General features: G+C 72.8%; 24 protein-coding genes and 2 pseudogenes. 7 read left to right on the top strand and 19 right to left on the bottom strand.

Annotated features, from left to right (window positions below):
* Nucleotides 1-321: 321 nt before the first annotated feature.
* Together AB0J12_RS20725 and AB0J12_RS20720 are read right to left on the bottom strand one after the other, a co-directional pair.
* On the bottom strand, nt 322-1,077 hold the full coding sequence (locus tag AB0J12_RS20725) for a polysaccharide deacetylase family protein (RefSeq protein WP_363265922.1): 756 nt from the start codon (nt 1,075-1,077) through the stop codon (nt 322-324).
* A gap of 98 nt (nt 1,078-1,175) precedes the next feature.
* On the bottom strand, nt 1,176-2,171 hold the full coding sequence (locus AB0J12_RS20720; protein WP_363265774.1) for a polysaccharide deacetylase family protein: 996 nt from the start codon (nt 2,169-2,171) through the stop codon (nt 1,176-1,178).
* 110 nt (nt 2,172-2,281) lie between these two features.
* Between AB0J12_RS20720 and AB0J12_RS20715 the strand changes: the two genes are divergently transcribed.
* Entirely contained in the window at nt 2,282-3,451 is a 1,170-nt protein-coding gene (locus tag AB0J12_RS20715) for an SAM-dependent methyltransferase (protein WP_363265773.1), read from the top strand.
* On the opposite strand, the gene AB0J12_RS20710 is transcribed toward AB0J12_RS20715, so the two are convergent.
* The 8 genes and pseudogenes from AB0J12_RS20710 to tsaB form a co-directional block, all read right to left on the bottom strand.
* Nucleotides 3,448-4,701, bottom strand: a complete 1,254-nt coding sequence (locus AB0J12_RS20710; RefSeq protein ID WP_363265772.1) for a sigma-70 family RNA polymerase sigma factor — start codon at nt 4,699-4,701, stop codon at nt 3,448-3,450. The genes AB0J12_RS20715 and AB0J12_RS20710 overlap by 4 nt on opposite strands.
* Before the next feature lie 44 nt (nt 4,702-4,745).
* On the bottom strand, nt 4,746-5,102 hold the full coding sequence (locus AB0J12_RS20705; protein ID WP_363265771.1) for a YciI family protein: 357 nt from the start codon (nt 5,100-5,102) through the stop codon (nt 4,746-4,748).
* 215 nt (nt 5,103-5,317) lie between these two features.
* Nucleotides 5,318-5,677 (bottom strand): annotated as a pseudogene (locus AB0J12_RS20700) (endo-1,4-beta-xylanase); the annotation flags it as partial.
* Nucleotides 5,678-5,759: 82 nt separating this feature from the next.
* Entirely contained in the window at nt 5,760-6,815 is a 1,056-nt protein-coding gene (locus tag AB0J12_RS20695) for a LacI family DNA-binding transcriptional regulator (RefSeq protein WP_363265770.1), read from the bottom strand.
* Between the two features lie 589 nt (nt 6,816-7,404).
* Nucleotides 7,405-7,662, bottom strand: coding sequence for a hypothetical protein (locus AB0J12_RS20690; protein ID WP_363265769.1), 258 nt, complete (start codon nt 7,660-7,662; stop codon nt 7,405-7,407).
* A gap of 10 nt (nt 7,663-7,672) precedes the next feature.
* Nucleotides 7,673-8,758, bottom strand: coding sequence for a tRNA (adenosine(37)-N6)-threonylcarbamoyltransferase complex transferase subunit TsaD (tsaD, locus tag AB0J12_RS20685; RefSeq protein WP_363265768.1), 1,086 nt, complete (start codon nt 8,756-8,758; stop codon nt 7,673-7,675).
* Entirely contained in the window at nt 8,751-9,224 is a 474-nt protein-coding gene (gene rimI, locus AB0J12_RS20680) for a ribosomal protein S18-alanine N-acetyltransferase (protein WP_363265921.1), read from the bottom strand. Before rimI ends, tsaD begins: the two co-directional genes overlap by 8 nt.
* A 29-nt stretch (nt 9,225-9,253) precedes the next feature.
* Nucleotides 9,254-9,910 carry a tRNA (adenosine(37)-N6)-threonylcarbamoyltransferase complex dimerization subunit type 1 TsaB gene (tsaB, locus tag AB0J12_RS20675; RefSeq protein WP_363265767.1) on the bottom strand — a complete coding sequence of 219 codons (657 nt, stop codon included), beginning with the start codon at nt 9,908-9,910 and terminating at the stop codon, nt 9,254-9,256.
* Between the two features lie 115 nt (nt 9,911-10,025).
* On the opposite strand from tsaB, the gene AB0J12_RS20670 reads away from it, so the two are divergent.
* Complete coding sequence (locus AB0J12_RS20670; RefSeq protein WP_363265766.1) at nt 10,026-10,583, top strand: hypothetical protein; 558 nt, start codon at nt 10,026-10,028, stop codon at nt 10,581-10,583.
* A 44-nt stretch (nt 10,584-10,627) separates the two neighbouring features.
* On the opposite strand, the gene AB0J12_RS20665 is transcribed toward AB0J12_RS20670, so the two are convergent.
* From AB0J12_RS20665 to AB0J12_RS20645, 5 genes are all read right to left on the bottom strand, one after another.
* The gene (locus AB0J12_RS20665) at nt 10,628-10,822 is read right to left on the bottom strand and encodes a hypothetical protein (protein ID WP_363265765.1); all 195 of its coding nucleotides are present in this window, start codon (nt 10,820-10,822) and stop codon (nt 10,628-10,630) included.
* A gap of 165 nt (nt 10,823-10,987) precedes the next feature.
* Nucleotides 10,988-11,500, bottom strand: coding sequence for a tRNA (adenosine(37)-N6)-threonylcarbamoyltransferase complex ATPase subunit type 1 TsaE (tsaE, locus tag AB0J12_RS20660; protein ID WP_363265764.1), 513 nt, complete (start codon nt 11,498-11,500; stop codon nt 10,988-10,990).
* Nucleotides 11,466-12,701, bottom strand: a complete 1,236-nt coding sequence (locus tag AB0J12_RS20655) for an alpha/beta hydrolase (RefSeq protein WP_363265763.1) — start codon at nt 12,699-12,701, stop codon at nt 11,466-11,468. Before AB0J12_RS20655 ends, tsaE begins: the two co-directional genes overlap by 35 nt.
* A gap of 31 nt (nt 12,702-12,732) precedes the next feature.
* Nucleotides 12,733-13,926 carry an alanine racemase gene (gene alr, locus AB0J12_RS20650; RefSeq protein ID WP_363265762.1) on the bottom strand — a complete coding sequence of 398 codons (1,194 nt, stop codon included), beginning with the start codon at nt 13,924-13,926 and terminating at the stop codon, nt 12,733-12,735.
* 102 nt (nt 13,927-14,028) lie between these two features.
* Nucleotides 14,029-15,468, bottom strand: coding sequence for an NAD(P)H-hydrate dehydratase (locus AB0J12_RS20645; RefSeq protein ID WP_363265761.1), 1,440 nt, complete (start codon nt 15,466-15,468; stop codon nt 14,029-14,031).
* A 136-nt stretch (nt 15,469-15,604) separates the two neighbouring features.
* Between AB0J12_RS20645 and AB0J12_RS20640 the strand changes: the two genes are divergently transcribed.
* Complete coding sequence (locus AB0J12_RS20640; RefSeq protein ID WP_363265760.1) at nt 15,605-16,057, top strand: hypothetical protein; 453 nt, start codon at nt 15,605-15,607, stop codon at nt 16,055-16,057.
* A 45-nt stretch (nt 16,058-16,102) separates the two neighbouring features.
* Here the strand turns inward: AB0J12_RS20640 and AB0J12_RS20635 are convergent, their stop codons facing one another.
* Nucleotides 16,103-16,474 carry a holo-ACP synthase gene (locus tag AB0J12_RS20635; RefSeq protein ID WP_363265759.1) on the bottom strand — a complete coding sequence of 124 codons (372 nt, stop codon included), beginning with the start codon at nt 16,472-16,474 and terminating at the stop codon, nt 16,103-16,105.
* A 102-nt stretch (nt 16,475-16,576) separates the two neighbouring features.
* Between AB0J12_RS20635 and AB0J12_RS20630 the strand changes: the two genes are divergently transcribed.
* Entirely contained in the window at nt 16,577-16,810 is a 234-nt protein-coding gene (locus tag AB0J12_RS20630; protein WP_363265758.1) for a hypothetical protein, read from the top strand.
* A 49-nt stretch (nt 16,811-16,859) separates the two neighbouring features.
* A pseudogene (locus AB0J12_RS20625) lies at nt 16,860-17,026 on the top strand (DUF397 domain-containing protein); the annotation flags it as partial.
* Here the strand turns inward: AB0J12_RS20625 and glmS are convergent.
* The 3 genes from glmS to AB0J12_RS20610 all read right to left on the bottom strand — a co-directional run bounded on the left by glmS (nt 17,026) and on the right by AB0J12_RS20610 (nt 21,145).
* Entirely contained in the window at nt 17,026-18,873 is a 1,848-nt protein-coding gene (gene glmS, locus AB0J12_RS20620; RefSeq protein WP_363265757.1) for a glutamine--fructose-6-phosphate transaminase (isomerizing), read from the bottom strand. The pseudogene AB0J12_RS20625 and the gene glmS sit on opposite strands and share 1 nt — an antisense overlap.
* 95 nt (nt 18,874-18,968) lie before the next feature.
* Entirely contained in the window at nt 18,969-20,165 is a 1,197-nt protein-coding gene (locus AB0J12_RS20615) for an acyltransferase (protein ID WP_363265756.1), read from the bottom strand.
* 191 nt (nt 20,166-20,356) lie between these two features.
* Nucleotides 20,357-21,145 (bottom strand): hypothetical protein, encoded by a 789-nt coding sequence (locus AB0J12_RS20610; protein WP_363265755.1) that lies wholly within the window; start codon nt 21,143-21,145, stop codon nt 20,357-20,359.
* A 264-nt stretch (nt 21,146-21,409) separates the two neighbouring features.
* Here AB0J12_RS20610 and AB0J12_RS20605 point away from each other — a divergent pair, with 264 nt between their 5' ends.
* Both AB0J12_RS20605 and AB0J12_RS20600 read left to right on the top strand, forming a co-directional pair.
* Nucleotides 21,410-21,667 (top strand): RNase A-like domain-containing protein, encoded by a 258-nt coding sequence (locus AB0J12_RS20605; protein WP_363265754.1) that lies wholly within the window; start codon nt 21,410-21,412, stop codon nt 21,665-21,667.
* A gap of 232 nt (nt 21,668-21,899) precedes the next feature.
* Nucleotides 21,900-22,280: a hypothetical protein gene (locus AB0J12_RS20600; RefSeq protein ID WP_363265753.1), complete on the top strand. Its 381-nt coding sequence runs from the start codon at nt 21,900-21,902 to the stop codon at nt 22,278-22,280.
* Nucleotides 22,281-22,373 lie beyond the last annotated feature (93 nt).

The following is a 22,373-nucleotide window of genomic DNA, read 5'->3' as shown; positions in this document are numbered from 1 at the left end:
GCGGCACGACTGCCCGCAGCTACGCACGACGGCGGCCCGCAGCCGCGCGCGCCACCGCGTCGGTGCACCCGCGTTCGGCGGGAAGGGGACGGGGTGGGGGGTGTCCGCCCGCAGCGGCCGGCACCGGGCAAGGGCACCGTCGTCGGGAACGGGCGGCCGGACCGAGGACGGACACCCCCCAGCCCGGCCCCGACCCACCCACCGGCCGTAGGCGCTACGCACGCCACGACGCGACCGCAACGGGCCGCCGCAGGCCTATAAGGGGCGCGGGGAACGGCGCGACCAGCCACACACAACCCGCAGACGAAGAACGGCCCCGCCCTACAGGTAGTCCTCCAACCGCCCCACCGTGAGCCCCCCACCCTGAATCTCCCGCAACAACCGCACCGTCCGCTCCCGCAGCACCGGCCCCGTCGTCTCGTCCGGGTCCACCGCGATGATGTCGCCCGGCCCCAGCCGGTGCTCCCCCGCGACGTACGACAATCCCCCGTCACCCCCCACCGACACCCGCCACAACACCACCGCCGAGATCCCGCAGTCCCCCGCCGCCCGCAACGTCGTCGCGTCGTACCTGCCGTACGGCGGCCTGAAGAGCCGCGGCCACACCCCGAACCGCGCGTGCAGTTTGCGCTGCTGCCCGCAGATCTCCGCCCGCTGCCCGGCGTACGGCAGGCCCCGCATCGCGGGGTGGTCGAGCGTGTGGTTCTCCAGCGACGCCCCCACCGCCCGCAGCCGCGCGAAGTGCGCGTACCCCGGCCCGACCACGCTGTCCGTGAGGAACATCCCCACCGGCAGCCGCAGTTCCCGCACCAGGTCGACGAACCGAGGGTCCCGCTCGGCCCCGTCGTCGTACGTCAGGAAGACGACCTTGTCCCGCGTGGGCACACGGTCGACGACCAACGGCAGACCCGCACCCCCACCGGCACCCGCCTTGCCAAGAACACGGCCAACCCGCCCCCGCGCAGCGGAAGGCGCGGGGGCCAGCGGCCGGTCCAGACCCCAGCGGCGGTACGCCGGCTCGGCGGCGGGACGGTGCGTACCCACCCGTTCCGCCGTCTTCTTGCCGAGCCGTTCGATCGGGTCCACCGACTGCGCGCACCCCGTCAGACAGACCGCCACCGAACAGACCGCCGCCAGAATCCCGGCCACCGGCCCCCGTCGCCGCCCCCGCGTCCTCACAGGTAGTCCTCCAGGCGTGCCACCGCGTACCCCTTGTCCGTCACCTTCTTCAGGAACCGGCGCACCATGTCGGGCATCGTGCCCTTCCAGTCGTCCCGGCCGCGGAAGTGCGTCAGGACGATGTCGCCGGGGTGGAGGTCCTGGTCGTCCTCGCGGTACTCCCAGTGGTCGACGAAGACCTCCTCGTCCCACAGTGGGGCGTACTTGATCCCGCAGGACCGAGCGGCACGCAGCGTGTCCTGGTTGTAGTTGCCGAACGGCGGCCGGAAGACCGTCGGCCGCTTGCCGTACTGCTTCTCGATGATGTCCTGCATGTCGCAGATCTCGTGCTTCTGCCGGGCGTAGGACAGCCCCGGCAGGTACGGGTGGTGCAGGGTGTGGTTGTTCAGCGTCACCCCCCGCGCCTGCATCTTCTTGAAGTACCCGTAGTCGTTCTTGATCAGGTAGTTGCTGAGGAAGGCCGTGTACGGGATGCGCAGGTCGCTCATCATGCGCAGGAACGCCGGGTCCTTCTCGGCGCCGTCGTCGATGGTGAGGAAGACGATCTTCTGGTCGGTCGGGATCCGGGTGAAGACCGGCGGCAGGCCCAGCTCCTCGTGGTCGTCGACCTCGAAGCCCTGGCGGGTGTGGATCCGGGGCTTCACCCGGGGCGGCGGCGGGGCGGCCAGCGGCACCTTGGACAGCCCCCAGCGCTTGGCGGCGGCCACCCGCGCGGCGTACTCGGCGCGCAGCTTGGTGGCGTAGGAGTCGAGGGCGCGCGCCGGGGGTGCGTGCAGGGCCTGCTGCTGACCGGCGGCGGGGTCGACGTCGGACCCGGCGGATCCCGTGCCCGGGGCGCAGCCGGAGGCGAGAGCGGCGGCCGCGAGGGCGGCGAGAGAACCCCGCAGCAGACCACCCGGACGCACGACACCACCCAGACGCACGACTCCACCCCGGCACACAACACCGCGCCGCCACACCCGAGGTTTGTCATTTTGTACGACTACTCCCATGGAGCCGGATCCTCGCAGTCCGCCTCCCCGCAGCCGCCCCGACACCACCACCGCCCGCCCACCATCCACCGACTGGCCCACACCCCGCCCCCCTGCCCGACAATGACCCGGTGAACGACCTCGCCCCCCTCCTCACCCCCGAAGGCCGCGCCCTGCTCGACCAGGTGCGTGACACCGACCCCGCCGACGAGCTCGGCGTCGCTACCCGGCTGCGCCGGGAGCACCCGGCGGAGCTGGTGTCGGCCGCCCTCGGCCAGGCCCGGCTGCGGCAGCGGGCGGTGGCGAAGTTCGGGGCCGAGGACGCCGCGCGGATGTTCTTCACGCCCAACGGCGTCGAGCAGTCCACACGGGCGAGCGTCGCGGCATACCGGGCAGCCCGTATGAAAGACCTGGGCATCGGCTCCGTCGCCGATCTGTGCTCCGGCATCGGGGGCGACGCGCTCGCGCTCGCCCGCGCCGGCATCCGCGTCCTCGCCGTGGACCGTGACCCGCTGACCGCGGCGGCGGCCCGCGCCAACGCCGAGGCGCTCGGGCTCACGGACCTGATCGAGGTGCGGGAGGCGGACGTCACCGAGATCGACACCACCGGATACGACGCGGTGTTCGTCGACCCCGCCCGGCGCGGCGGGCGCGGCCGCGTCTTCGACCCCGAGGCGTACTCACCGCCCCTGTCCTGGGCCGTGCAGGCGGCGCTCACGGCCCCGCACGCCGCGCTGAAGATCGCCCCCGGCGTGCCGCACGAGGCGATCCCCGCCGAGGCCGAGGCGGAGTGGGTCTCCGACGGCGGCGACGTGAAGGAGGCGGTGCTGTGGTTCGGCACCGGCGCACCGGGCACGGTCCGGGCGACGCTGCTGCCGGGGCCGTATACGCTGCCCGGCCGCGGACTGCCCGACCCGGCCGTCCGTGCCGTCGGGCGGTATCTCTACGAGCCCGACGGCGCCGTCATCCGCGCGCATCTGGTCGCCGAGGTGGCGGAACAGGTCGGCGGCGGCCTGCTGGACGCGACGATCGCCTACGTCACCTCCGACGAACTGCACCCGACGCCGTACGCCTCCGCCTACGAGATCACCGACCGACTCCCCTTCAACGTCAAGAAGTTGAAGGCGTTGCTGCGCGAGCGCGAGGTGGGCGTGCTGACGGTGAAGAAGCGCGGCTCGGCGGTCGAGCCGGAGGAGCTGCGCCGCAAGGTGCTGCCGAAGCCGCACGGCACCCTGGCCGTCACCGTCTTCCTCACCCGCGTCGCGGGCGCCCCGACCATGCTGCTCGGCCGTCCGGCCTAACCGCACTCCGCCGCGCGTCGCTGAAGCAGCTCCCGCTCGCGCTCGTTGGCGGTCAGGGTCGCGGCCCGGGCGAACTCCGCGCGCGCCTCCGCCGTACGGCCGAGGCGTTGCAGGAGGTCGCCGCGGACGCTGGGCAGGAGGTGGTAGTCGCGCAGCCGGTCGGCGAGGGCGTCGACGATCTCCAGGGCGGGGCCGGGACCGTCGGCCATGGACACGGCCACCGCCCGGTTCAGCTCCACGACCGGCGACGGGGCGCGGGCGGCGAGCAGGCCGTACAGGGTCGCGATGGCCGCCCAGTCGGTGTCCTCGTAGGTGTGGGCGCGGGCGTGGCAGGCCGCGATGGCCGCCTGGAGGGCGTACGGCCCGGGAGGGCCGGCGGCCGTGGCCTCGGCTCGTTCCAGCGCGGCGACACCACGGGCGATGAGCAGGCGGTTCCAGCGGCTGCGGTTCTGGTCCGCGAGCAGGACCGGTTCGCCGTTCGGGCCGGTGCGGGCGGCGGCGCGCGCGGCCTGGAACTCCAGCAGCGCGGCGAGCCCGTGCACCTCGGGTTCCTTGGGCATCAGCTGGGCGAGCTGCCGGGCGAGCCGCAGCGCGTCCTCGCACAGCGACGGGCGCAGCCAGTCGTCGCCCGCGGTGGCCGCGTATCCCTCGTTGAAGATCAGGTAGATGACGTCGAGGACCGAGCCGAGGCGGGCGGCGCGATCGGGGCCGGAGGGGACCTCGAAGGCGACGTTCTTCGTGGCGAGGGTGCGTTTGGCGCGCACGATCCGCTGGGCGACGGTGGGCTCCGGGACCAGGAACGCGCGGGCGATCTCGGCGGTGGTCAGACCACCGAGCAGGCGCAGGGTGAGGGCGATGCGAGCCTCGGCGGACAGCACCGGATGGCAGGTGGTGAAGACGAGCCGGAGCAGGTCGTCGTCGATGTCGTCGGGGTCGGCGGGTTCCTCCGGCGGGACCGTCGTGTCGAGGCCGCGGCCGATCTCCTGGAGCTTGCGGGTGTGGTTCTCCCGGCGCCGGATCAGGTCGACGGCACGCCGGCGGGCGGTGGTGGTCAGCCAGGCGCCCGGGTTGTCGGGCACCCCGTCGCGCGGCCACCGCTCCAGGGCGGCGACGAGGGCGTCCTGGGCGAGTTCCTCGGCGACGCCGACGTCCCGCACGATCCGGGCGACGGCGGCGATGACGCGCGGGGACTCGAGCCGGAAGACCGTCTCGATGGCGCTGCGCGGGTCGGCGGTGGGCTGTGCGGTCACAACCCACCATCGAACACCCGGCAGGGCCGCCAACCAAGCGGGACTCAGCCCTCCGCGATCTCCCGCAGCTCGCAGGTGACCGTCCACTCCGCCTCGTGGACCTTCAGGAACCGCTTGGTCCACTCGACGGCCTCGGCCTGGTCCTTGCACTGCATCAGCGCGTATCCGCCGATGACCTCCTTGGTCTCGGTGAACGGCCCGTCGGTGAGGGAGAGCTGCCCGCCCTCGTAGTGCACCCGGGTGCCCTGAGAGGTCGGGGTCAGCCCGGCGGTGTCCAGCAGCACGCCGGCCTTGGTCATCTCCTCGATCAGCTCCCCCATGCGCTGCATCAGCTCATCGCTGGGGCCTCCGGCGGGCGCGTTGTTCTCGTCGATCCGCACGAGCGACAGGTAGCGGGGCATGACGCCTCCTCGGTGTCCGTTCGGCCGGGTCCTTCCCGGCCTCTCACCCCTGCGTCGATCGGCGGACGACGGGATCGACACACCCGCCGGATTTTTCTCGAAGAAATTTCCGCGCCCCCTCCCCGGCCCCGCCCTCAGCCCACCGCCACCGCCGGTACGGGGTTGCTCCCGCTCCAGTTCGCGTGGAACCCGAACGTCACCGAACCGCCGTTGCTCAACTGGGCCGGGGTCCAACTGCCGCCCGTCAGCCAGCTCGGGTTCTGGCTGTGCCAGACCAGGGTGTGGCCGCGCACCTGCTGGTGGTGGGCCTGGGCGAAGGCGACGATCTGGTCGGCCTCGGCCCAGTCGAAGCTGCCCCGGGTGGGTTCGACGGAGCCCCACTTCATGGCGTTGCCGGGCTCGGAGCCGGTCACCGCCGTGCCGATGACCTTGCCCTGGGCGGCGGCGAGGTCGCGCAGCGGCGGGTCGGCCGCGTGCGCCGAGGGGGCGGCGCCGACCGCGAGCAGCGCGGTGGCCGCGGCGGTGGCGAGTACCGCCCACGACCTGCGGGCGCTGAGGAGGTGCGACGTTCTCATGACGAAGTCCTTCGAAAGTTTCGGTTGCATAACCGATTGACTTCGGAGGAGCGTGGGTGCATCCGCCCCACCAGTCAATACGTCACCTTTCGGCCACCGACGCCCCGGTGCTCGCCCGCACCACCAGGCTGGTCGCCAGTTCCACGCGGGTGGCCACCGGTGGCCCGTCGCCGCGCCCCAGCTCCAGCACCAGCCGGGCCGCCGCCTCGGCCATCTCGGTCAGCGGCTGCCGCACGGTCGTCAGCGGCGGCCCGACCCAGCGGGCCACCGGCAGGTCGTCGAAGCCGACGACGCTGAGGTCCTCGGGGATGCGCAGGCCCAGTTCGCGCGCGGCCTCGTACAGCCCGAGCGCCTGCAGGTCGTTGCCGGCGAAGACGGCCGTGGGCCGCTCCGGCAGCCGCAGCAGCTCGCGGCCGAGCCGGTAGCCGGTCTCGTGGTGGAAGTCGCCGGTCCTGATCAGCGCCGGGTCGACGGGTACTCCCGCGGTCTCCAGGGCGGCCCGGTAGCCGTCGACGCGGGCGCGGCTGCACATCATCCGCTTCGGCCCGCTGATCGCACCGATCCGGGTGTGGCCGAGATCGATCAGGTGGCGGGTGGCGGCGAGGCCGCCCTGCCAGTTGGTGGCGCCGATGGAGGGCACGTCGGCGCCGGGGTCGCCGGCCGGGTCCATCACCACGAACGGGACGGAACGGCTGGTCAGCAGCGCCCGCTGGGACTCGTCGAGGTCGGACAGCACGAGGATCACGCCGTGCGGGCGGCGCGCGGCGACCTGGTCGGCCCAGGTCCGCCCGGGGGTGAGCCGCCCGGCGCTCTCGCTGAGCACGACGCTCAGCCCGGCGTCCCGGGCGACGTTCTCCACACCCCGGATGACCTCCATCGCCCAGGCGCTCTCCAGCTCGTGGAAGACCAGGTCGATCAGCGGGGAGCGGCTGGCCTCGGCCCGCCGGCGCCGGTAGCCGTGGGCCCGCAGCAGGTCCTCGACCCGGGTCCGGGTGGCCGGGGCGACGTCGGCACGGCCGTTGAGGACCTTCGAAACGGTCGGGGCCGACACGCCGGCCTCCCGGGCGATCTCGGCGAGCGTCGCGGTGCGGCCGGACCGGCCTGTGGTCTGCGGGTCGGCGGATTCCGAGGCTGTCATGGCGGCGATCGTATCCCTGCCCGACCGAAACATTCGACTGCCGTCGGCTCGAAGGGGCCGGAACGGCACGCATGACACCGGCGCCGGCCGGCTTTCACCTGGCACCGGCCAGGCATACACCTGAACCGGGCCGGCACGCACCGCCACTGGACCGGAATGCAGCGTCACCGGCTCGGCATGCACCGGCCTCGGTCCGGAAGCAATCCCCGGAACCTTCGGCCCCGCCGTCCCCGCAGGACCTCACGTCCTGCACCCTCGGCGGCCGACGCGGCAGCGCGGCGCAGGCGGAGTGGCGCGGAGCGGGCGGAGCGGGCGGAACAGCACGGGCGGAGCAGCGCCGGCGGAACGGCAAAGGCGGCGGACCGGCACGCGCGGCACAGCCCGAGCGGAGCGCACGGCGTGGCGCGGCCCCGGCGGCCCAGCCCTCCCCGACCCCCGCCGCGGCGGCACCCGGAGCCACGGCCCGCTCGTGTGCCGTCATCGTGGGTGCGCCGGCCGCGTCCGCCCTCAGCGCGGTGCGTCCCGCGGCCCCTCGTCGGCGGGCGCCCGGACCGAAGATCCCGTCAGTTGTCGCCCACCGAAGCCCCCGTCAGTCGTCGCCCACCGACTCGAACCGCCACCGGTGCACCGGACGTGTCACCAAGGCGGCGTCCGGTTCGGGCAGTTCGGGCAGGTCGGCGTCGTACGGGGCGTCCCACCAGGTGATGACCAGGACGCGGTCCTGCGGGGCGCGGAAGGCCTCGCGGCGCAGCGGGGTGCCGTCCACGCTCTGGGCGCGGGCCCAGGCCAGCAGCTCCTCGCCCCGGCCCGCGGCCGCCCGCGCCTCCCACATCAGCGCGACGGTCATGAGTAGACGGTCATGAGTACAGGTTGTCCTTGCTGACCTCGTGCACATGGTCGTGCCCGGGCACGTGCGGGTCCGTGACCGGCAGGGACGAGTCGGCGGACAGGTCCCAGCTGGAGGCGACCCGGTTGCGGGCGACCATCTCGGCGCCGAGCGCGGCGACCATCGCGCCGTTGTCCGTGCACAGCTTGGGCCGCGGCACGCGCAGCCGGATCCCGGCCTTCTCGCAGCGCTCCTGGGCCAGCGCGCGCAGCCGGGAGTTGGCGGCCACGCCGCCGCCGATCATCAGGTGGTCGACGCCCTCGTCCTTGCAGGCGCGCACCGCCTTGCGGGTGAGCACGTCCACCACGGCCTCCTGGAAGGACGCGGCGACATCGCGCACCGGCACCTCCTCGCCCGCGGCCCGCCGGGCCTCGATCCAGCGGGCGACGGCCGTCTTCAGACCCGAGAAGGAGAAGTCGTACGCCGGGTCGCGCGGCCCGGTCAGACCGCGCGGGAACGCGATCGCCTGCGGGTCGCCCTCGCGTGCGTACCGGTCGATGACCGGGCCGCCGGGGAAGCCCAGGTTCAGCACGCGGGCGATCTTGTCGAAGGCCTCGCCCGCCGCGTCGTCGATGGTCGCGCCCATCGGGCGGACGTCGGAGGTGATGTCGGAGGACAGCAGCAGCGAGGAGTGCCCGCCGGAGACCAGCAGCGCCATCGTCGGCTCCGGCAGCGGGCCGTGCTCCAGCTGGTCGACGCAGATGTGGGAGGCGAGGTGGTTGACGCCGTAGAGCGGCTTGCCGAGGGCGTAGGCGTACGCCTTCGCCGCCGACACACCGACCAGCAGCGCACCGGCGAGGCCGGGACCGGCGGTGACGGCGATGCCGTCGAGGTCCTTCGCGCTGACACCCGCCTCCTTCAGCGCGCGTTCGATGGTCGGGACCATCGCCTCGAGGTGGGCGCGGGAGGCGACCTCGGGGACGACGCCGCCGAAGCGGGCGTGCTCGTCGACGCTGGAGGCGATGGCGTCGGCCAGCAGGGTGGTGCCGCGCACGATGCCGACGCCGGTCTCGTCACAGGAGGTCTCGATCCCCAGGACCAGGGGTTCGTCAGCCATTGATCTCGGTTCCTTGTACGGAGGAAGAAGGGTCGGTCAGGCGCATCACCAGGGCGTCCACGTTCCCGGGCTGGTAGTAGCCGCGCCGGAAACCGATGGGCTCGAAGCCGAAGCGCTCGTAGAGCTTCTGCGCGCGGGTGTTGTCCACCCGGCACTCCAGCATCACCTCGGCGCACTCGAAGGCGGTCGCGGCCCGCAGCAGCTCGGTCAGCAGCCGGCTGCCGAGCCCGGTGCCCTGCTGGTCGCGGGCGACGGCGAGGGTCTGCACGTCGGCCTGCTCCCCGGAGGAGGCGAGCCCGGCGTAGCCGACGATGCGCTCGCCCGTCTGGGCGACGACGTACCGTCTGGTCGCGTCGGCGCCCCGGGAGTGCGCCAGCTCGGACCAGAACATCCCCCGCGACCAGGCGTCCTCCGGGAACAGGTCGCGTTCCAGTTGCAGCACGGGATCGATGTCCCACCAGCGCATCTCGCGCAGGACGACGGTGTCGGCTCCGGTCACTTGGGGGTGACCACCTTGTAGTTCTTGGGGACCTGGGCGTCCGGCCGGCGCAGATACAGCGGGCGCGGCGGGTCGAGTTCCTCGCCGGCGGCCAGTTTCCCGGCGGCGAGCCGGGCGAGGGCGGCGGCGGAGACGTGCTCGGGTTCGTGGGCCTGCGGGAAGGTCTCCGGGTACAGCAGCGCGCCCGCGCCGACGGCCGGGAGCCCGGCGACCGCGTCGGCGATGTCGGCGGGCCGGTCGACGGCCGGGTCGGTCAGCCGGGTGCGGGAGTCGGCGTACTTGGCCCAGTAGACCTCCTTGCGCCGGGCGTCGGTCGCCACGACGAAGGGGCCGGAGTCCAGGTCGGCGGCGTACGCCAGGCCGTCCAGGGTGCATACGCCGTGCACGGGCACGCCGAGCGCGAGGCCGAGCGTCTCGGCGGTCATCAGGCCCACGCGCAGCCCGGTGTACGGGCCCGGGCCGGTGCCGACGACGATGCCGGTGACGGCGTCCAGCTTCAGTCCGGCCTCGGCGAGCACACGGTCCACGGCCGGCAGCAGCAGCTCGCCGTGCCGGCGCGCGTCCACCTGGCTCGTAGAGGCGATGACGTCCGTACCGTCGTGCAGCGCGACGGTCACGGCGGGTGTGGCGGTATCCAGAGCGAGCAAGAGCACGCAAACAGCCTACGGCGCCGCGGGCCCCGTGTCGGACGCGCCGGTGGGGCGGGACGTGGCTGCTACCGTCACCGGAAAGTCCGTTTCCTTCGCATTTGCGGTGAGGTGTACGACGGTGGCAAGCAGCAGCGCGGGGATGGTGGCCGGGCTCACCGCGGCGGCCCTCGCCACGGTCGGGTTCCTCGGCTGGCAGGCGGCCGCGACCGTCCCGGCCGAGCTGGGCGGCGCGAGGAAGCCGACCGTGCCGCCCGCGGTGAGCGCCACCGAGGCGCCCCGGGACAAGAAGAACCCGGCGAAACTGCCCGCCGGCACCGGCCGCGGGCCGCGGGTCGTGTACGGCCTGGACGACAACCGGGTGTGGCTGGTCGACCGGGGTGACAAGGTGCGGCGCACATTTCGCGTCGACCCCGGCAACGTGGACCCGGCGCCAGGGGTCTACATGGTCACCTCGCGCTCGGGCTCGGTCACCGGCACGGACGGCGTCCCCGTCGAGCATGTCGTCCGCTTCACCGCCGTGAACGGCGTCTCGATCGGCTTCAGCGCGGAGGCCGGGCCGGCGACCCAGCCCCCGGACGACGGCGTGCTGACGGGCGGCATCCGCGAGTCGCGTCCGGACGGCGCGGCGATGTGGGACTTCGCGACGATCGGCCGCCGGGTGGTGGTGATCCACTAGCCCCGCTTGTGCCGCCTCCGCCGCTGCTGTCGCTTCCGCCGCCCCTACGCGGCCGTGCGGCGCGTCTCGGCGGAACCGTCACCCACCGGTTCCGGCTCCCGCGGGGGCCGGGAGACCGCGTCGGCCGCCGCGCAGGAGGCCAGCAGGTCGCGCATGGACAGTCCGGGGCGCACGGCGGGGCGGGGCTGCGGCTGCGGCTGCGGCTGCGGCTGCGGCTGCGGGGAGTCGGCAGCGGGCATGGGACGCCTCCTGAGGGTCGGGGGCGAGCACAGTTAGGTAGACCTAACTACGATCCGGATACCATGTGACCATGCCCCCGACCTCGGGCGCAACATCTTCCCGACACCGCGTCGGAACGTACGGGCCGGAGTGGCCCGCAGGCCCCTCCGGCCCAGCCGGCCGCCTCAGGCCGCCAGCGCGCTCAGGTCGGCGCCCGTCCAGCGCTCCCCCAGACCGGTGAGCGTCACATGGCGGACCTCGTCCGTCGTGTCGCCGACGGCCCGGTGGATGACGACCTGGAGCCGGTCCTCGGTCAGCTCCTCGACCTTTCCCTCGCCCCATTCCACGACGATCACCGAGTCGGGCAGCGAGACGTCCAGGTCGAGGTCCTCCATCTCGTCCAGGCCGCCGGACAGCCGGTAGGCGTCGACGTGGACCAGGGGCGGGCCGTCCCCCAGGGACGGGTGCACGCGGGCGATCACGAACGTCGGCGAGGTGACCGCGCCCCGGACGCCGAGCCCCTCGCCGAGGCCGCGCGTCAGAGTGGTCTTGCCCGCGCCCAGCTCCCCGGAGAGCATCACCAGGTCACCGGCGCGCAGCAGCTTGGCGAGCCGGCGGCCCAGCTCGCGCATCTGCTCGGGGGACGTGATGGTCAGCTCGGTCTCATCCGGGTTGTGCGGTGCTGCTGGTGCTTCCATAGCCCTTCACGGTAGCTCCTGCCGGCACGGCACCCGCACGGGTGAGGAGGTCGGCGAGGCGGTCGGTGACCACTTCGGGGTGTTCCAGCATCACCAGATGCCCGGCGTCCGGCACCAGCACCAGTTCGGCGTCCGGCAGCAGGTCGGCGATCGCCTCGCTGTGCTCGCTGGGGGTGACCAGGTCGTCCACTCCGGCCAGCACCAGCACCGGCATGTCCCGGAAGCAGGCCAGCGCCTCCGTCTTGTCGTGGTCGGTGAACGCCGGGTAGAACTCGGCGACCACGTCGATCGGCGTGCCCTCGATCATCCGCTCGGCGAACCGGGCGATGGCCGGGTCGACGTCCCGGGAGGCGAACGAGTACCGCTTGATGATCCCGGCGAACAGGTCGGCGGTCGCCCGCCGCCCCTTCTCCACCAGCTCGGCCCGCTGCCCCAGCGCCTTCAGCACGCCGGGCAGCACCCGCCGCACCGCGTTGACGCCGGCCACCGGAAGCCCGAAGTTGACCTCGCCGAGCCGCCCGGAGGAGGTCCCGACGAAGGCGGTGGCGACGACGCGGTCGCGGATCAGCTCCGGGTACTGGGCGGCCAGCGCCATCACGGTCATGCCGCCCATGGAGTGCCCGACGAGCACGATCGGCCCCTCGGGCACGGCCGCGTCCAGGACGGCCTTCAGATCCTGCCCGAGCTGGTCGATCGTGAGCGGCGTGTCCTCCTGGGTCTGCGCCAATCCACGCCCGGACCGGCCGTGGCTGCGCTGGTCCCAGTGCACGGTCCGTATGACACCGCGCAGCGCGGCCCGCTGGAAGTGCCAGGAGTCCTGGTTCAGGCAGTAACCGTGGCTGAAGACGACGGTGACGGGCGCCGGCGCCTTGCGGCCGAACAGGCGCCTGCGCCGGGGCGCGGAGCCTCCCTCCGGTTCGACGTCGTCGACCTCGTAGTACAGCTCGGTGCCGTCGTCGGCGTATGCCTTGCCGGGGGTGCCGCGCAGCGCGCCGTAGGGGCCGGCGGAGTCGAGGGCGAGCCGGGCCTTCGCGCGCATGCCGCGGCCGACGGTCATCCGCTCTATGGCGACGCCGGCGGCCGCGCCCGCGGCGAGCACGCCTATCGCGGCGCCCGCGATGCCGGTGGCCCGGCGCCAGCCGGCCGAGTCCGCCGCGGCCGCGGCGGCCGACACGGCGGACTCCACAGGGCTCTCGCTCACGTACCGCTCCTCTTCACCGGACTGCTGCTGGTCACTCGTCGCCGGGTTGCCCGGCCGGTTCCTCGTTCACATAGACGCGGGGAACGCGCGATGAGATGCGGGTGACGATCTCGTATGCGATGGTGCCGGCGGCCTGGGCCCAGTCCTCGGCGGTCGGCTCGCCGCGGTCGCCGGGTCCGAACAGGACCGCCTCGGTGCCCGGCTCGGGCGTGTCGCCGCCGAGGTCGACGACGAACTGGTCCATCGCGATCCGCCCGGCGGCGGTACGCCACTTGCCGTCCACCAGCACCGGTCCGGTGCCGGAGGCGTGCCGCGGGATGCCGTCGCCGTAACCGAGCGGGACGAGGCCGAGGGTGGTCTCGCCGGGGGTGACGTAGTGGTGCCCGTAGCTGACGCCGTGCCCGCCCGGCACCTGCTTCACCAGGGCCAGCGACGCGGTCACGGTCATCACCGGGCGCAGTCCGAAGTCGGCGGAGGTGCCGAGTTCGGGGCTGGGCGAGACGCCGTACATGGCGATACCGGGGCGGACCAGGTCGAAGTGGGTCTCGGGGAGGGTGAGCACGGCCGGGGAGTTGGCGATGTGCCGCACCTCGGGGCGTACGCCCCGCTCTTCGGCGTATGCCGTCATCTCCCGGAAGCGGGTGAGCTGGGCGGCGATGGAGGGGTGCCCGGGCTCGTCGGCGCACGCGAAGTGCGACCACAGTCCCGTGACGCGCAGGATGCCCTCACGCTCGGCGGCCAGTGCGGCGCCGACCAGTTCGGGCCAGTCGGCGGGCTGGCAGCCGTTGCGGCCGAGGCCGGTGTCGGCCTTGAGCTGCACGCGCGCGGGGCGGGTGGCGGTGCGGGCCGCGTCGGTGAGCTCGCGCAGGGCCCACACGCCGCTGACCGAGATGTCGATACCCGCCTCGATCGCCTCGCGCCAGGGCCCGCCGGGCGTCCACAGCCAGCACATCACGCGGACGTCCGCCGGAATACCGGACTCCGCATCGCGTACGGCCAGAGCCTCCTCGGGTGTGGCGGTACCGATCCAGGTGGCGCCCGCTTCGACGGCCGCGCGGGCGCACGGGATCGCGCCGTGGCCGTATCCGTCGGCCTTGACCACGGCCATGAAGGCGGCGCCCGGGGCCTTCTCGCGCAGAGTGCGCACGTTGGCCCGCAGGGCGGCCAGATCGATCTCGGCGCGGGCCCGCAGGGGCGCGGTCCGCGAGGTCGCTGTCTCAGTCATCGCGCCCCCAGTGTCTCAGAGGGCTACGACAGCGCTGCCGCGGCCGCACCGCCTCCCGGCCGGCCGCGGCCCCCGGGCCCGCCACGGCACCGCTCGGACTGCTCAACCGTCGGCCAGGACATCCCGCCAGGCCGACGGGATCGCCGACGCCACGTCATGCGCCCCCACCGGCACGCCCCGCGCGGCGAAGCGGCCCGCGAGCCCGTGCAGATACGCCCCCACGCTCCCCGCGTCCCGCGCCGAGAGCCCCGCCGCCAGCAGCGACCCGGTCAGCCCGGACAGCACATCGCCGCTGCCCGCGGTCGCCAGCCACGGCGTCCCCGTCGCGTTCACCCGCACCGCCGCCTCGCGCCCCGGGTCGGCGACCAGCGTCGTCGACCCCTTGAGCAGCACCGTCGCCCGGTACCGCTCCGCCAGCTCCCGCACCGCGACGAGCCGCGCCCCCTCGACCTCCTCACGCGCGACGCCGAGCAGCGCGGCGGCCTCCCCGGCGTGCGGCGTCATCAGCGTCGGCGCCGTACGCGCGCGTACCGTCTCCCGGTCGGCGAGCCGCAGCCCGTCCGCGTCGATCAGCACGGGTACGTCACTCTCCACCACCTCGGCCACGGTCTCCGCGTCGTCCCCGGCCCCCGGCCCGACCACCCACGCCTGCACGCGCCCCGCCTTCCGGGGCCCCTGGTCGGACACGAGCGTCTCGGGGAAGCGGGCGACGACCGTGCCGCCCGCGGGCCCCACGTACCGCACGGCACCCGCGCCGCCGCGCAGCGCCCCCGACACGGCGAGCACCGCGGCGCCGGGGTAGCGCGCCGACCCGGCGGCGACGCCGACGACACCGCGCCGGTACTTGTCGCTCTCGGCGCCCGGCACCGGCAGCAGCCGGGCCACGTCCGTGTGCTGCAACGCCTCCAGTTCGGCCGGCTCGGGCAGCGTCAGCCCGATGTCCACGAGCCGCACGCTGCCCGCGTACTCCCGCGCCGGGTCGATGAGCAGCCCCGGCTTGTGGGTGCCGAAGGTGACGGTCAGATCCGCCCGCACAGCGGCCCCCCGCACCTCCCCGGTGTCCGCGTCGACCCCGCTCGGCAGGTCGACGGCGACGACGGCGGCCCGCGACCGCGCCGCCGCCTCGGCCAAGGGCGCCGCGCCGGGCCTCAGTCCGCCCTTCCCGCCGATCCCGACGATGCCGTCCATGACGAGGTCGGCCCGCTCGATCAGCTCGTCGGCGCCGCCGGTGCCGGTGACGCGCCCGCCGGCCCGGCGCAGCGCCGCGAGCCCACCGGCGTGCGCCCGCTCGGGACTGAGCAGCACGGCGGTGACTCCGGCGCCCCGCCGGGCGAGCCGCGCCCCGGCGTACAGGGCGTCACCTCCGTTGTCGCCGCTGCCGACGAGCAGCACGACCCGGCTGCCGTACACCCGCCCGAGCGCTTCGGCGCAGGCGGCGGCGAGGCCGGCGGCGGCCCGCTGCATGAGGGCGCCCTCCGGCAGCCGCGCCATGAGCTCCCGCTCGGCTGCCCTGACCGTCTCAACGCTGTACGCGGTACGCATAAGCCCGAGTCTGCCCCGAGAACGGCGCGACGTGCGCGGCCAACGCGCGCCGCCGGCGCGGCACTTATCCGCGTGACCCGCCCCGCCCCGGCTCATAGAGTGATCACTTCATCCGACGAACGATCCGAGAGGGCTCATGCCTCACACCAGCGCATCCCCCACCGTCACCGAGCGTTCCCCCCGCGGTCGCCGCCTCGCCGCCGCCCTGGCCGGGGCCGCCGCCCTGGCCGCGCTGACCACGATCACCGCGCCGTCCGCGTCCGCCGCCGTCGCGCCGCCCAGCGGCTCGTCGTGGGACCACGTGTGGTCCGGCACCGGCGTCAAGGTGTACGTCAAGGAGCACGGCGACATCGTCTCCGTCTGCGACACGTCCGCGAACGGCCACTCGGCCTGGGTGACGGTCGACGACATCACCGCCAACAGGTCGGGCTACAAGCTCACGGCGAGCGGCGGCAAGGGCTCGTGCGCCTCGCACTCGGCCGCCGAGAGCACCCGGTACGACATGGACGAGTACGACCGCTTCGGCCTCAACTTCGAGGGTGCCGGCGGGCGTGGCTCCTACTACGTGAGCTTCGTCAACGACCACTGACGGCCACGACGGCCCGTGCGGCACGCGCACGGGCCGCCTGCCCCCTCATCCCTCCGCGATCACGACCGCCGACGCGATGCCGGCGTCGTGGCTGAGCGACACGTGCCAGGACCGCACGCCCAGCTCGGCCGCCCGGGCCGCCACCGTCCCCTTCACCCGCAGCCGGGGCTGGCCGCTGTCCTCGACGCACACCTCCGCGTCGGTCCAGTGCAGTCCGGGCGGCGCCCCGAGGGCCTTGGCCAGCGCCTCCTTAGCGGCGAAGCGAGCGGCGAGCGAGGCGACGCCGCGCCGCTCCCCGCTCGGCAGCAGCAACTCGCCCTCCACGAACAGCCGCTGGGCCAGCCCGGGCGTGCGCTCCAGCGACGCCGCGAACCGCTCGATCTCGGCCACGTCGATACCGACCCCGATGATGCTCATGCGCTGCAGCCTATGACTGCGGGGGATTTCGCCGGGCCGAGCGTCACAGACGGCTGTCAATCTGCGTCGCCTTGGCACGTACGCCACAAGCAGGAGCGACCCGTGGGACTCACGAAGACGGCGAACCGGGTCATCTGGGGCTGGACCGCCGTGGTGGCCCTGCTGGTGGTCGTGGAGGTGGCCTGGCCGTTCGCCTGCGTCTACGCGATCGTCTTCCGGGTCAAGCAGCACCGGATACCCCCGATCCGGGGCCTGTTCGGCGGTGGCTTCCTGGAGATCTGGCTGTTCCACTGGACCCGGACCGCCCTGCGCCGTCGCAGACAGGCCTGCGGCTAGCGCCGGCTGCCGGCGCCGGCGAAGGAACTGCGAGGTACTCACGGCCCACTTGGACCACTGGCGGAAGTGGTCCTACTCCGGCGGCGGCAACGCCTGCGTGGAGATCGCCCCCGCCGCACACGCGTAGCGATCCGCGGCTCGAAAACCCCGGCCGGAGCCATTCTCACCGTCCCGGCCGGGGCCTTCTCCGCCTTCGTCGACGCGCTGAAGGAACCTCACTCCACCGTCACGGATTTCGCCAGGTTGCGCGGCTGGTCCACCTCGTTGCCCCGCGCGGTCGCCAGCTCACAGGCGAAGACCTGCAACGGGACCGTCGCGACCAGGGGCTGGAGCAGCGTCGGGGTGGCCGGGATGCGGATCAGGTGGTCGGCGTAAGGGACGACCGCCTCGTCGCCCTCCTCCGCGATCACGATCGTGCGGGCACCGCGCGCCCGGATCTCCTGGATGTTGGAGACGATCTTGTCGTGCAACACCGAGCGGCCACGCGGTGACGGGACCACGACCACCACCGGCAGATCCTCCTCGATCAGCGCGATCGGCCCGTGCTTCAGCTCGCCCGCCGCGAAGCCCTCGGCGTGCATGTACGCCAGTTCCTTCAGCTTCAGCGCGCCTTCGAGCGCGACCGGGTACCCCACGTGCCGGCCCAGGAAGAGCACCGTGTTCTTGGACGCCAGCGAGCGCGCCAGCTCGCGTACCGGCTCCATCGTCTCCAGGACCCGCTCGACCTCGCCGGAGATCTGCGCGAGGTCGCGGATGACCGCGCGGATCTCGTCGCCCCACTTGGTGCCGCGGACCTGGCCCAGATAGAGGGCGACCAGGTAGCACGCGACGAGCTGCGTCAGGAACGCCTTGGTCGAGGCGACGGCGACCTCGGGCCCCGCGTGCGTGTACAGCACCGCGTCCGATTCGCGCGGAATCGTGGAGCCGTTGGTGTTGCAGATGGCGAGCACCTTGGACCCCTGCTCGCGGGCGTGCCGCAGCGCCATCAGCGTGTCCATGGTTTCGCCGGACTGGGAGATGGCGATCACCAGCGTCTGGGCGTCCAGGATCGGATCCCGGTAACGGAACTCGCTCGCCAGCTCCACCTCGCACGGGATCCGCGTCCAGTGCTCGATGGCGTACTTGGCGATCAGGCCGGAGTGGAAGGCCGTACCGCAGGCGATGATGACGACCTTGTCGACCTCGCGCAGTTCGGACGGCGTGATGCGGACCTCGTCGAGGGTCAGCGAACCGGAGCCGTCGATACGGCCCAGCAGCGTGTCGGCGACCGCCTTCGGCTGCTCGGCGATCTCCTTGAGCATGAAGTAGTCGTAGCCGCCCTTCTCCGCGGCGGAGGCGTCCCAGTCGACGTGGTACGAGCGGACCTCGGCGGGGCTGCCGTCGAAGCCGGTGACGCTCACGCCGTCCCGGCGCAGCTCGACGACCTGGTCCTGGCCGAGTTCGATCGCGGAGCGGGTGTGCGCGATGAACGCGGCGACGTCGGAGGCGAGGAACGCCTCGCCCTCGCCGACGCCGACCACCAGCGGGGAGTTGCGCCGCGCGCCGACCACCACGTCCGGCTCGTCCGCGTGCACGGCGACCAGCGTGAACGCGCCCTCCAGCCGCCGGCACACCAGCCGCATGGCCTCCGCGAGGTCGGTGCAGGAGGAGAACTCCTCGGCCAGCAGGTGCGCGACGACCTCGGTGTCGGTCTCCGAGGCCAGGTCGTGCCCGCGTTCGGCCAGCTCGGCCCGCAGGACCGCGAAGTTCTCGATGATGCCGTTGTGGACGACGGCGACCCGGCCGGCGTTGTCCAGGTGCGGGTGGGCGTTGGCGTCGGTCGGGCCGCCGTGGGTGGCCCAGCGGGTGTGTCCGATGCCCGTGGTCCCGGCCGGGAGCGGGCGGTCGAGCAGCTCCTTCTCGAGGTTGACGAGCTTGCCGGCCTTCTTGGCCGCGGCCAGCCCGCCGTCCGCGAGCACGGCGACGCCCGCCGAGTCGTAGCCGCGGTACTCCAGCCGCTTGAGCCCGGCCATGACCACATCGAGCGCCGACTGCGCCCCCACGTATCCCACGATTCCGCACATGGCACCGCAGCCTACGATCCGAAGCGGGCGCGAACCCCCCGCTGTGTGCCCGAATTCGGAAATTCCCACGGGGATACGAACGCCCCGCCGGCGACTCAGCGGCGTGGAGCCGGTGCCTGAAGGCCGAAGCTCGCCGACTTCAGCCAGCGCCGCATGCGCGTGGCGAGGGGCCGTTCGACGAAGCGGTGGGCCAGGTAGGACAGCAGCACCAGGGCGCTGACCGTGCCCGCGACCAGCGTCCAGGGCGCGACCCGGCCGCCGAAGTGGTGGACGACGGTCATGCCGATGACGTCGTGCAGCAGGTACAGCGGGAAGGTCATCGTCCCGGCGACGGTCAGCCAGCGCCAGCGGATCCGGCTGGTCCAGCCGAGCGCGATCGCGGCGATCAGCGCGAAGAACACCGTGATCGTCAGGATCAGCGAGCCGCGCCACGGCGACCAGACGTCCCAGTTGTTGCGCCCGCCGTCCGGGGCCAGCAGGAAGTGCAGGGCGAGCAGCCAGGACATCACGACGATGCCCCACAGCAGCGGCGTCGACCGGAACCGGTGCATGAGGTAGAACGCCATGCCCGCGATGAAGTACGGCGCGGACGGCGGGTTGACCAGCAGCGTGAGCAGCGGGATGTCGGCGGAGGGCGCCAGCACCGCGCCGACGGTCCACAGCCCGCAGAAGACGACCACCCGCTGGTAGGTCAGGCCCTTCCACACCACGACCGCGAAGGTGAGGTAGAAGCACAGCTCGGGCCAGAGCGTCCAGTAGACCGAGTCGAGGTCCTTCACGCCGAGCGGCTGCTGGAGCATCGTGAGGTTGGCGAAGACGACCCGTGGGTTGGGGTGCCCGAACGGCGTGTCGAAGAGGAAGATGACGGACGCGGCCACGACGACCGAGATCCAGTACATCGGGTACAGCCGGGTCACGCGGGAGATGAAGAAGTCGCGCGGGCTGCGGCCCCAGGCGCTCATGCAGATGACGAAGCCGCTGATCAGGAAGAACAGGTCGACGCCGAGCCGGCCGTAGGCGAAGTAGGCGTGCGCCTCGGGGAAGAGGTCCTGGTAGGGGCGGCCCCAGATGTGCTTCACCGTCGACGGCTTCTGGCCGACGAAGTGGAACAGCACCACCGCCAGGGCCGCGACGAAACGCAGTCCGTCGAGCGCGGCCAGCCGCTGCCCGCGCGGACGCGTCTCCGCCGCGGGTGCCCCTGGGGGCGAGGGTACGGCGGGTGCGGTCGGCGCGTTCTCTCCTCTGGGGCCCGTGGGCGCGTCGAGGAGTCGCGTGCTGTCCGCCTGGCTCATCCGTTCACCGTTTCGTTCGTCGCTGTCGAAGTGCTGTGCCTCCCCCTGGCAGCGTTCCACCCCGCACAGTACGGATGGCTGCCGGGCCCCCGGCGTCCGGGGACCCCACACAGCACCGGCACGCGACACTCACGCGCCGGTCACGGGATTCCCACCGGGCGACGAGGCCCGGTGGGAACGGCAGCCGCGGCTCAGCCGAGCTTGGCGAGCTGCGCCTGGACGAGCTCGGCCGGGAAGTCCCAGTCCCCGCCCGTGGCGGCGGAGGCCATGTTGTACCCCGAGAAGTAGGCGAGGGTGGCGCCCTTGCGCACGAGAACGGCCTTCGCCGGGGCCTTGACGCCCTCGTCCGCGTCCACCAGCAGGGTCAGGGCGAGGGCCTCGTCGGCACCCTCGGGCGCGGCGGTCGGGGTGACCTTGCCGACCTTGGTGGTGTCGCTGCCGACGGTCCAGGAGTAGCCGCCCGCGCACGCCGTTGCGGCGGTCTTCAGCCCGGCGAACGTCTTCTCCGCGCCGCCGTCGGCGTACGTGGCCAGCGTCACGATGACCTTGTCCCGGTCGATACTGGCGATCATGGCCTTCTCGAGGCCGGCCTTCGGGTCGGGCTTCTTCTGGTCGGCGAGCCAGCTGCGCTTGGCCGTGGCGGCGGGCTGACCGTCGTAGGTCCCGGCCTGGAGGCGGCCCAGCGGGGCGCACTCCGGCTTGTCGGTCTTCACCTTGGCCTGCGCGATGTCGTCCTGGACCGGCACCTTGGCGAAGAGCTTGCCGCTCTTGACGTCCGCCTGGGTCAGCGCGGCCTTGTCCAGCTCGGCGGCGGTCAGCGGCTCGGCGGAAGCCGGCGCGGCGGAGGCCGTCTTGTCGGCCTGCGCGGTCTTGCCGTCGTCGGCCTTGTCCCCGCTGTCCGAACCACAGGCGGACACGAGGAGCGCGAGCGCGGCGGCCGAGGCGGCGAGACCGGCCCGGCGAACGGTGGTGAGACTCACGAAAACTGCTCTCTCTTCTGCACAGCACAGCGTTTTACGTGGACATTACACACAGCAGACCCACAGATGATCTACCGAACATCCATTTGCGATCCGACCGTGACGCCCGCGTGATCACCCTCCGCACAGCCCCGCGTGAAAGCCATGGACAGTTCCGGCCATTTCTGAGCCGTCATTCCACATCGCCGGATCCCCATCGCGCACACTTCTCACACAACACAGCCACACAAACTCCCTGCACCCTCCGCGACTTGGGCGCTCGTTTTGTTCGTCGACGAGCAGACAGCCCAGCAGGTCGTGGACTACGCGCTGGCCAACAACGCGAACAGGATCCGCAACTGGCTCCGGGGATCCGACCCGGATCTGGCGTTCAGAGGTACGTTCGGGGCGAAGAACTCCCTCGGCAAGGCCTACTTCCCGGACGGCACGTGGAAGGAGACGGGCAACGCGTTCCGCATCAAACTGGTCCGGGCCAAAGGGCACAAGTCTGGTTACTACGTGCAGACGTGTTTTCCGGAGTAAGGGAGGGAGGCGCAGTGCCACGTTTCACGGAGTTCGACTTCGGCGTGTCGTGGGTGATGGGCTTTTTCGACCAGGACGGGACCCACTACGGGGACACCGCTGCCGAAATCGTCGCGAACCACCTCGCAGGGTCGAGTGACACGGCAGCCCTGGCGGTACGCCGTGACGCTCAGATTCTCGGCAACCCCCCTCCGAGACGTTGGAGGTGTTGTGGGAGGCGGGTGCGGACTACATGCCGGGCTGGGACCGGATCGGCGGTGGAGCGCAGTGGACCCGGACGGTCTTCGACCTGTGTGACGCCCGACTGGCGGGCACAGCCGGCCTGCAGCCGCTCACCGGCGCGGACACCGAGGACGGCGCGGCCTGCCTCGACGCCGTCGTGGCCGAGATCGAAGCAGCACAGGCGCTGCCTGCCGAGGTACGGGCGGCGCTGGTCGACTGCGCGCGCCTGTGCACGCCGGACGTGGCTTTCCGGATCCTGCTGAGCGCCATGTCCAGCGTCAGGCAGGCACTCTCCCCGGACCAGTACACCCGGCTGGATGCCATCGGCTCCGCCCTGCACTACGGGGAGTTCGTGGTGGACAACGTCGGGTACCTCGTCGAAGAGGAATAGCCGGCAGGTGCGTCACGCCGGCACCCGCACGGACGCCGACGGGCACCTGGTCGTCGTCCCGTCCTACTCGCCCGAGAACCGGCCCGCCAACGC

This window comes from Streptomyces sp. NPDC049915, from assembly GCF_040656475.1.
In the GTDB taxonomy this organism is placed as follows: Bacteria; Actinomycetota; Actinomycetes; order Streptomycetales; family Streptomycetaceae; genus Streptomyces.
The sequence above is the reverse complement of the archived record's forward strand: the minus strand, read 5'-3'. Positions and strand labels throughout refer to the sequence as shown.

Excerpts from the sequence above, each read along its gene's own strand:
- AB0J12_RS20705 (WP_363265771.1), bottom strand. The coding sequence starts at position 5,102 with ATGCCCCGCTACCTGTCGCTCGTGCGGATCGACGAGAACAACGCGCCC.
- AB0J12_RS20640 (WP_363265760.1), top strand. The coding sequence starts at position 15,605 with ATGCCTCACACCAGCGCATCCCCCACCGTCACCGAGCGTTCCCCCCGC.
- AB0J12_RS20695 (WP_363265770.1), bottom strand. The coding sequence starts at position 6,815 with ATGACAGCCTCGGAATCCGCCGACCCGCAGACCACAGGCCGGTCCGGC.
- tsaD (WP_363265768.1), bottom strand. The coding sequence starts at position 8,758 with ATGGCTGACGAACCCCTGGTCCTGGGGATCGAGACCTCCTGTGACGAG.
- tsaE (WP_363265764.1), bottom strand. The coding sequence starts at position 11,500 with ATGGAAGCACCAGCAGCACCGCACAACCCGGATGAGACCGAGCTGACC.
- AB0J12_RS20600 (WP_363265753.1), top strand. The coding sequence starts at position 21,900 with ATGCCGGGCTGGGACCGGATCGGCGGTGGAGCGCAGTGGACCCGGACG.
- rimI (WP_363265921.1), bottom strand. The coding sequence starts at position 9,224 with ATGCGCTGGTGGGACATCGATCCCGTGCTGCAACTGGAACGCGACCTG.
- AB0J12_RS20635 (WP_363265759.1), bottom strand. The coding sequence starts at position 16,474 with ATGAGCATCATCGGGGTCGGTATCGACGTGGCCGAGATCGAGCGGTTC.
- AB0J12_RS20645 (WP_363265761.1), bottom strand. The coding sequence starts at position 15,468 with ATGCGTACCGCGTACAGCGTTGAGACGGTCAGGGCAGCCGAGCGGGAG.
- AB0J12_RS20615 (WP_363265756.1), bottom strand. The coding sequence starts at position 20,165 with ATGAGCCAGGCGGACAGCACGCGACTCCTCGACGCGCCCACGGGCCCC.
- AB0J12_RS20720 (WP_363265774.1), bottom strand. The coding sequence starts at position 2,171 with ATGGGAGTAGTCGTACAAAATGACAAACCTCGGGTGTGGCGGCGCGGT.
- AB0J12_RS20690 (WP_363265769.1), bottom strand. The coding sequence starts at position 7,662 with ATGACCGTCGCGCTGATGTGGGAGGCGCGGGCGGCCGCGGGCCGGGGC.
- glmS (WP_363265757.1), bottom strand. The coding sequence starts at position 18,873 with ATGTGCGGAATCGTGGGATACGTGGGGGCGCAGTCGGCGCTCGATGTG.
- AB0J12_RS20665 (WP_363265765.1), bottom strand. The coding sequence starts at position 10,822 with ATGCCCGCTGCCGACTCCCCGCAGCCGCAGCCGCAGCCGCAGCCGCAG.
- alr (WP_363265762.1), bottom strand. The coding sequence starts at position 13,926 with ATGACTGAGACAGCGACCTCGCGGACCGCGCCCCTGCGGGCCCGCGCC.